The 8,685-nt window shown below is 59.2% G+C and carries 7 protein-coding genes and 1 tRNA gene; 2 read left to right on the top strand and 6 right to left on the bottom strand.

Annotation, left to right across the window (positions count from 1 at the left end; genetic code table 11):
- The first annotated feature begins 126 nt into the window (after positions 1 to 126).
- Both Q0Z93_RS08625 and Q0Z93_RS08620 read left to right on the top strand, forming a co-directional pair.
- Positions 127 to 426: a hypothetical protein gene (locus Q0Z93_RS08625; RefSeq protein WP_298064563.1), complete on the top strand. Its 300-nt coding sequence runs from the start codon at positions 127 to 129 to the stop codon at positions 424 to 426.
- A gap of 43 nt (positions 427 to 469) precedes the next feature.
- Entirely contained in the window at positions 470 to 1,966 is a 1,497-nt protein-coding gene (locus Q0Z93_RS08620; RefSeq protein ID WP_298064562.1) for a Gfo/Idh/MocA family oxidoreductase, read from the top strand.
- A gap of 522 nt (positions 1,967 to 2,488) precedes the next feature.
- Here the strand turns inward: Q0Z93_RS08620 and Q0Z93_RS08615 are convergent.
- The 6 genes from Q0Z93_RS08615 to Q0Z93_RS08590 all read right to left on the bottom strand — a co-directional run.
- Positions 2,489 to 2,562, bottom strand: a tRNA-Met gene (locus Q0Z93_RS08615).
- A gap of 86 nt (positions 2,563 to 2,648) precedes the next feature.
- On the bottom strand, positions 2,649 to 3,638 hold the full coding sequence (locus Q0Z93_RS08610; protein ID WP_298064561.1) for a M20/M25/M40 family metallo-hydrolase: 990 nt from the start codon (positions 3,636 to 3,638) through the stop codon (positions 2,649 to 2,651).
- 12 nt (positions 3,639 to 3,650) lie between these two features.
- Positions 3,651 to 5,717 (bottom strand): OstA-like protein, encoded by a 2,067-nt coding sequence (locus Q0Z93_RS08605; protein WP_298064559.1) that lies wholly within the window; start codon positions 5,715 to 5,717, stop codon positions 3,651 to 3,653.
- Between the two features lie 18 nt (positions 5,718 to 5,735).
- Positions 5,736 to 7,175: a peptidylprolyl isomerase gene (locus Q0Z93_RS08600; protein WP_298064557.1), complete on the bottom strand. Its 1,440-nt coding sequence runs from the start codon at positions 7,173 to 7,175 to the stop codon at positions 5,736 to 5,738.
- Positions 7,176 to 7,205: 30 nt separating this feature from the next.
- Positions 7,206 to 8,087 carry a hypothetical protein gene (locus Q0Z93_RS08595; RefSeq protein ID WP_298064556.1) on the bottom strand — a complete coding sequence of 294 codons (882 nt, stop codon included), beginning with the start codon at positions 8,085 to 8,087 and terminating at the stop codon, positions 7,206 to 7,208.
- Positions 8,088 to 8,150: 63 nt separating this feature from the next.
- Positions 8,151 to 8,685 (bottom strand): CPBP family intramembrane glutamic endopeptidase (locus Q0Z93_RS08590; RefSeq protein ID WP_298064555.1); only part of this gene is annotated, 535 nt, incomplete at its 5' end.

Below are 8,685 nucleotides of genomic sequence, written 5' to 3'. Positions count from 1 at the left end.
AGCGTTCTCTCCCGTATCCCCTTGCGTATGATTTTAGCGCCCTCCGGCCGACGATCCTTTGGATATTGGTGCGGAATAGCTAACTTTGTCGTTTACAAAGACAACAATTCCAATCCATTCCAAATTATGGCAAGCATTCGCAACATCAAAAAAGACCTGACTTACCTGGTGAACGAAGTAATCTCGGACGCATACGTGGCCCTCTATTTCCAGCCGGCCTCGCAGCGCGACGCGATCTTCGCGATCGTAAACAAGGCCGCCGAACTCAATAACACGCTGCTCGACCGCATCAACCACCCGGCCGAAAAGCACAACCCGTCGCTGGTGCGCAAACACTACGCCCAGATCCGCCGCGAGCTGAACGAAGGCGTCGAGAACCTGTTCGGCGAGCTGAGCGAGGTGTGCAAGGCTTCCCGCGCGAAATAACCCACTAAACCCAATACCCAAAATCCTAAATTTTACCGAACGGATGAAAATCAAACTGGTATTATGCTCGCTGCTGGCCTTTACGGCGGCGGTGACATTCCAAAGCTGCGGCTCCTCGGCCGCATCTTCCGACGGGCAGAAGACTTCGAATGTGATCGAGCTGCCCGTGCCGGCGCGCGAGCCGGGACAGACCGACGTGCTGAACCTGGTGACCGACCCGATCGACACGGTGCATGTGGCTTTCGTCGGGCTGGGGATGCGCGGCTCGGATGCCGTGCGCCGCTATACCCATATTCCGGGGGTCAAGATCGTGGCCCTGTGCGACGTGTACGAAGACCGTGTGAAGGCTTCCAACAAGATGTTGCAGGACAACGGTTTCCCGGCGGCGCAGGAGTATTTCGGCGACACCGCCGCCTGGCGCAAGATGGTGGCGCAGCCGGACGTGGACCTGGTGTATATCACCACCGGCTGGGACTGGCACACGCCGATCGCCGTGCAGGCCATGAAGGACGGCAAGCACGTGGCTATCGAGGTGCCGGCGGCCATGACCGTGGACGAATGCTGGGAACTGGTCAACACGGCCGAAAAGACCCGCAAACACTGCATGATGCTCGAAAACTGCGTCTATGACAACTTCGAGATGGCTACCCTGAACATGGCCCAGAAGGGGCTGTTCGGCGAGGTGGTGCATGTCGAGGGGGCGTACCTGCACGACCTGCGTTCGATGAATTTCGCCGAAGAGGGCGAGCCGGGGCACTATGCCGACATGTGGCGACTGAAACAGAATACCAAACGTACGGGGGATATCTACCCGACGCACGGCCTCGGGCCGATCTCCCAGATACTGGGTATCCACCGCGGCGATAAGATGAACACGCTGGTGTCGATGAACACCGACGAGTTCGGGATGACCGAGTATGCCAAGAAGAAGTTCGGCGACACTTCGGTCTATGCCAAGACCCCGTATAAGATGGGGGATCACACGACCACCTTGATCCGCACGGAGAACGGCAAGACGATGATGGTGCAGCACGATGTGACCAGCCCGCGCCCGTACAGCCGTATCCACCAGGTGAGCGGAACCAAGGGCTTCGCGCAGAAATATCCGGTCGCGAGCATTGCGCTCGAGACGGACAGTACGGCGGGACAGGGGGCGGATTATCAGAATCTGAGCGGCCATAGCGCGGTGTCGCGCGAGATGTTCGACCGTTTGATGGAGGACTACCGCCATCCGGTGATCCGGCAGGTGGGGGCGCTGGCGCAGGAGGTCGGGGGACACGGCGGCATGGATTTCGTGATGGACTACCGGCTGATCTATTGCTTGCGGAACGGGCTGCCGCTGGACATGGATGTGTACGATGCGGCGGAGATGTCGTGCCTGACGGGGCTGTCGGAGCTTTCGATCGAGAACGGGAGTGCGCCGGTGGCGATTCCTGACTTTACGCGCGGCGCGTGGAACCGGCTCAAGGGGCAGTCGCATGCTTTTACGCCGGAAGATGCGCAGGCGCTGGGTTTAGACATTGTTGCGGCGGAGGAATAGTTTCCGCTATTTGTTAGGCATTTGAAACGGCCGGGCTTTGCAGTTGCTGCAAAGCCCGGCCGTTTTTGTGAGCGGCGGCTATTGTCGTCCGGGGCCTTGCATCGAGCAAGGTTTTTTGCGAGGTCTTCGCGGGTGCGACTTGGTTTGTAGATATACGCTGCCGACGCTTTGTTATGGATAACGTGTATTCCGACGTTGCAGGTGCCGTCGGTGCGGCGGTTCTGTGTTTTAAAGGTGGCCTCGGGGCAAATTATATCTCAACAAATGGAGGAACTCCGGTCTTAACCGTAGGTACAAGTAATCGAATGAATCGTCCGGCCGCAGATAGATTTCATATAAAAAGAATGCGATTATATACTTTAATATACTTTTCTCCTCGTTTCGAGTTCGGCTCTGCGCCGGGGGCCGCTTTTAGCGGCCAGGGGGCGGTGCGAACCGAAAAATTGGGACAAGGGATGGCTGGTATAATCGTGAAAAAGAAAAACGCTTTAGAACCCAGGCCCTAAAGCGTTTTAAAAGATGTAGCGAGAGAGAGACTTGAACTCTCGACCTCATGATTATGAATCATGCGCTCTAACCAGCTGAGCTACCTCGCCATCCTCCAGGAATCCGGTCACCCCCACCGGAGACGGTGCAAAGGTAAATCTTTCGCTCCGAATTTCCAAAGCAGCCCCTCTCTTTTTTATGTTTTTCCTGCGGTGGGAAGCACAGCCGCAGGCCGGTAGGCCATCCGCCAGATCAGGTACCACGCCGAACGGGCGATGTCCAACAGCTTGAGATAGTTGATCTTGTCCGCCGTATCGCCCGGAGTATTGTAGTCCGGGTGTCCGTCCGTGTGGTACCAGACGATCGGTATCCCCACACGCGCGAAAGACATGTTGTCGCTGCCGCCGATCGTCCGGTCGCAAGGACGGTAGTCCGCTTCCAAATGCTTCAATCGCCCGATCCGGACAGATTCGTCATACCACGCCTTCAGTTCCGGATCCGATTTCGTATAGAAGTACCGGAACAGTCCCGGCCGGTTTTCATCCGTATTCCGCCCCACCATGTCGAAATTGATGTAACCGATCACCGCCGCCGTATCGCGTCCCAGTTCGGAGACATAGTGCCGCGACCCCAGAAGCCCCCGTTCCTCGCCGTCCCAGAAAGCCAGCACCAGCGTGCGCTCCGGCCTCACCCCCGCCGCTGCCGCCGCCCGGGCCAGCTCCAGCAGAACCGCTGTCCCGCTGGCATTGTCGTCTGCCCCGTGGTAAACGGCGCCGTTTTTGGCTCCTTCATGGTCGTAATGCGCCCCCACGATTAACCGCCGCACCGTATCCCGGCCCGGAATGGTGACCAGTATATTCCGCAGCTCTTCCCCCTTTCGTCCCTTGAAACGCTGTTCGGCGATCCGTCCGGCGTATCCCATTTGCTCCAGTTCGGAAATAATGTATTGCCCGGCGATCCGTCCCTCGACCGATCCGGCGAGCCGGCCTCCTAAGGCATCCGAAGCCAAAAAACGCAAAGAGGCTTCCGCATTCCGCCGCGTAATGGCCTCGTATCCCCGGCAGAACGTTTTTTTGCCCGGCACATGCGGCTCTCCCGCCCGCACCGAGGCGGTGAGGGCGAGCGTCAGAGGCAGGCAGCAAAGCAAGCGGCGGAGATGGAAATTCGGCAGGGTCATCCGTGTCATGGCAGGGATCAGTTATAGAAGATCGTTTTTCCGGAGGTTGGCTACCCGGTTGTCGTCTAACAGTTCGCTGCGGTCGCGCCACGTCTCGCCTCCGAGCAGCGCCTCGTGCGTAGCGTCGAAGCGTTCTTCGATGGGGAACTCCGGCTGCGCATACCCCGTCACCAGGCTTCGCTGCGACGGCCGCACCGAACGATCCGTAATGTCGTACCGGTCGCGCGGCCTGCGATCCGGCTCCCAGCTGAAGCCCGACAACCGCTGCGACTGGCCGGCCGGAATCTTGTCGATCGGGTCGATGTGCCAGTCGGCCTGTCCGCCCCAGATCATGTGCACCGGTTCCCGATCCTCGAAGTCGATGGTCAGGCTGCCGCACGAAATGACTGCGAATTTGTCCGGCGGCAGGCTGTCGTCGCCCATGTAATAGTAATTCATCACATTGCCCGTCATGATGGCCCGTTCGATCTCGTTGTTGCGGAACCACGCCTGCAAGAGCCGCCCCTGGGCCTGGTTGAACAGCGTATCGGCCCGTTCGACCTGTTGCGTGATGAACGGCGAACCGATGAATTCCGCATAGTCCAGCTCCTCGTTCCTGCTGTACACGTCGATCCGGTCGGCCGTGAGCTGGCTCGATCCGTTCCAGATCAGCGGCCGTCCGAAGAGGATAGCCATCGAATCCACGGAGTAGGCCGTCAGCGAGTCGCACACGCCCTGTGCGTCCGTGCGCCACAGTTTCACGTTCTGCCTGCCCCGGATCACCCGCTCCAGCGTATCTTTCCGCTGCCCGGCGCTGTCCGCCGGAGACAGAGGCCGGGGAAGGCTGTCCGCAGCCTCCGCCGCTGCGAATGTCGAATCCGGCGCGAGAGGTGCCGGCGGTTCATCCACCCCGATGGTTCGTCTTCCCGCCATGCTGTCGCGAGGGGGCAGACTGTCGGAACGCAGGCTGTCTGCCTGCCCTTGGACGGCAAGGGCCGATGTGTCCGCCGCTGCTGCAGGAACTGCCGGTTTGGACTTGGGTTTCGATTTCCCCGGGGGATAGCTGTGGAAAAAGATCGTGTCGGCCCGCGCGAAAGCCGAGTCGGGCGGCGATGGAGACGATGCAGGCGAGAGCGTGTCGGACGCGGTGGAAACGGTGTCGTAAAGGATCACCGCCGGCCGGTCGGTCAGCATGCCGTTCTGGAGCGAGTCGTCGTAGAAGCCGAAGTCGCCCAGCCCCACAGCCCGCTGCGCCGTGTCGAGGATCTGTATGTTCCGCCGCATAACCACCCGCCGCACCGCACTCTCGTAGTCCATCGTGTCGGCCCAGAATTCCTGGTCGGCGGTCATGGCGTATGCGTTCCGCGTAAAGTGGTAGGTCTCGGTCGCCCGCACGTAGTTCCCCCGATCCGCCGTCAGAAAGTCGCGGTCTTTGTCCCAGATGTAGGTCTTGGTCAGGAAGGTGACCACTTCGTCGTCCAGATGGTAGCTCACCGAATCGGTCCGTATCCGGTAGTTGTCGTTGCGCATGGCGACATGCCCGGCGAAGGTGATGGTGGAGGAGTCGCCGTTGAATATCCCGCGGTCGGACTCCATCAGGTTGTCGCGCTGGGTGATGACCGCCCCGTCGTTGTATTCGCCGATATTGGTCTGGGTGTTGAACTCCATGTAGTTGAAGACCCACATCGTGGCGTCGCCGTTGACTAACTTGAGCAGCGGGGAGTAGACTTTGGCGATGTCCGTATGTCCGTCGTAGCTGGCCCAGTCGCCGTAGATGTAGGTGGAGTCTTTGTTGATCAGCACGTTGCCGAAGCATTCGATCCGGTAGTCGTCGTATCGTTTGGCGCTGTCGCACTGGATGTAGGTTCCGTTGTGGTGGAAAATGACGTTGTCGATCAGGTACAGCACCGTGTCGCCCTGCCGCTGGGTCATCAGGTCGCCGTAGTAGTCGACGGTCGTCGTCTCTTCCTCCTGTCCGCCGCCCGGAACAGCCTGGGGCGGGGTCTGCGCCCGCATCTCTCCCGGCGGCTGCGCCTGAAGAACGAAGGGCAGCAGGAACAGCAACGACAATCCTCCGCGAAGCAGCAAGGTGTGGCGGCGTATGGTCATAAAGGTGCGGCGGTTGGTTTATTTTTTGAGCCAGTTGTGTTCAAATTCGTAGTCGCGGTATGTCGGCGAAATCCAGACGTACATCTTGCCGATGGTCTGCTTGATCCACTTTTCGAGTTCTCGGTTCTGCTTGTCCTGCAAGGCGAAGTCGGCGATGATTTCGTAGTCTTCCTGCAGGCTGGCATGGTGCGTGGGAATGATCTTGTCGAGCCGCACGATTTTGTACACGGTACTCCCCGTACCTAGATCCATGGCCTGGTAAGGTGCCGACACTTCGCCCTCTTTGAGTCCGGAGAGGGGGATGTAGTCCTGCGGGTCGAGGGCGTCTTTCATGAACCGCGAGGAGGCGTATTTGGTGTCGTAGTAGTGTTTGGCGGCCCGGCTGTTGAAGACGATCCCGCCGTTCCGGTTGGTCTCTTTGTCCATGGAGTAGACTGCCACGGCATCCTCGAACGCCTGTTTGTCGGTGCCGATCTTGCGGGCGAGGCTGTCCAGCAGCTTCATCTCCTTTTCGGTCTCTTCGACGGTAAAGGTCGGTTTCAGCAGGATTTGGCGGAAGTGCACGAGATTCCCTTTCAGCGAGATCAGTTCGACGATGTGGTAGCCGTATTCGGTTTCGATGATTTCGGACACTTTGCCCGGTTTGAGCCCTTCGAGGGCTTCGACGATGGGGTAGACCAATTGGTTGATGTCGCCGGGCCCCCATTCGCCGCCGTTGCGTGATGTCACGGGGTCCATGGAGTACAAGCGTGCCAAGGCTTGGATGTTTTCGCCGTCGAGTATGCGCTGGCGGTATTCGAGCAGTTTCTGCCGCACTTCGAATTTGCGTTCTTCGGTCTCAGGCGGGAACCGGACGATCTGGGCGTAGACGTATTGCTCGGGCACCATCTCCAGCGAGTCGGTCGGCAGGCTTTCGAAGAATGCGGCCACGTCTTTGTAGGTGATGCTCACTTTCTGCATCACGTCGCTCTGCATGATGCTGGCCAGCTGCAGGTCTTCGGCTTCCCGTTTCAGGTCGTCCCTGATGGCGTATATCTCTTTGCGGTGTTTCTTTTCGAGGGCTTTGACGGAGCCGGCTTCCCGGATCATTTCCTGGAGCTGGTGTTCCACCTGGTCGTCGAGGCCGCCGCCCAGGTCTTTGTCTAACGAGTCGGCCCGGGCCTGCTCGGCCAGCAGTTTCCGGAGCAGCAGTGTCTCGAAAGCTTCGTCGCGAGCCGGCCGGTTGGACAGGGTGCCTTGCTGCTGCCGCAGTTTGAGCAGGTCGACGGTGGTGCGCTCGATGTCGGAGAGCAGGATGTGGCTGCGCCCCACAATAGCGGCCACTTCGTCGGCGATGTATTGGGGATGGGCCGGTGTTTGTCCGGGAATGCTGTCCGGGGTTTGCGCCAGTGCCGGGACGGCGAGGATGCCCAGTGCACAGGCGGCCGATAGGGTACGGAATGCGGGTATGAATCTCATGTGGTGTATAAGGGTCTGTATCTGTTATGGTTACAGGTTTTTCTGCCGGATCCGGACTTCAAAGAGCCGGTCGTTCTCGGCCGCGGTGTAGAGGCTGTCTTCCAACTGTCCGAGCAAGGTTTGCCGGCGTTTGTTGAGGATGATTTTGCGGATGTTGTCCGTCTCGCGTTCTATGGGCGAGTAGTCGCCGGTCGGCCGGTAGGTTTCGATGGCCATCATGTATTTGTACTGGTCGTCTTCCACTTTGTAGTATTTCCGTGTGCGGAGGAAGTCGTCGAAGCTGCCTTGCGTGAACGGAATATGCTGGACGACGGTGCCGAAGTCTGTCCACTCGGTGCTGAAGTCGTAAGTGCGGTATTGGTTTTTCTGGCAGATGTTCAGGAAGTCGTTCCGGTCGTTTTCGCGTTCGGAGCGGAACATTTCTTCGAGTTTCCTGCTTTGCCTGAGCCCGGCGGGAATCCGCGCGATCCTGGCCTTGACGATAGGCCCTGCCAGCCGGAAGCCGTCGCGGTTGGTGTCGTAGTATTCAGTGATCTGTTCGGCGGTCACGGTGGTGTCGAGCCTGCCGCCGAGCCATTCCTGTTCGTATTTGTAGGTGAGCAGTGCACTGCGGTACTGGGCCACCATCTCTTCGATGTCGCGGCTGTGGCCGGAGAGAGCGGCTTCGGCGGCGGCGGTCTTGATCTCTTTCCGCACCCAGGTGTCCACGATGGATTGCAAGGCGGCGAGGCTGTCCGCTGCGGGCAGTCCGGGTTCGATCATCCCTGCGATGTCGCTGTCGTAGAGTTCGCGTTCGCCCACAGCGGCGATCACTTCTCCTTTTTCAAATGTGTAGAGGTTCAGTTTATTGCACCCTGCGGCGAGTGTCAGTGCGCCCACCAGGAGGCCGGTGCATAGGTGTGTGTGTCTCAATGTCGGTCGTGTTGTATCTTTCGGATGCTAACGAACAAATGTAGCGATTCTTTTGCGAACCCCCTAATTTTCGCAGGAATCGGTCGTTTCCGGGGGTGTTTCGTGTTGCCTCTGCCGGCGGATGCGGTGTGCGGCATACCCTGCTCCGGCCAGTAGCAGGAGGAGCGAAATGCCGTAGGCCCAGTTCCAAAGTGTCCCGTCGCCCAGCACTTGGTGTTCCAGACTGTCCGAGGTGCCGAAAACCAGGTAGAGCAGCGAGGTCAGGCCGTTGTTGACGAAATGTACGGCGATGGCGCTGTTCAGCGAGCCGGTGAGGTGGTAGATGGTGCCTAAAATGAGGCCGAGGCAGCTGGCGTAGACGATTTGCTGGGGGATCAGGTGTATTCCGCCGAAGATCAGTGCTCCGAGTGTGATACCGCCTGTGGGGCCGAGGCGCCGGACGAGGTTTTTCTGGATGATGCCGCGGAAGAGGAATTCTTCGAGGATCGGTGCGGCGACCACGGCGGTGAGCATGGGCCAGAAGCCGCCGCCCATATAGTTGTCGAGCATTTCGATGTAGGTGTCGGGCAGCCGCTGGAGCAGGGGGGTGAGCACGATC

Origin of the sequence: uncultured Rikenella sp., from assembly GCF_947628055.1 — a bacterium.
Taxonomy (GTDB): domain Bacteria; phylum Bacteroidota; class Bacteroidia; order Bacteroidales; family Rikenellaceae; genus Rikenella.
The sequence above is the reverse complement of the archived record's forward strand: the minus strand, read 5'-3'. Positions and strand labels throughout refer to the sequence as shown.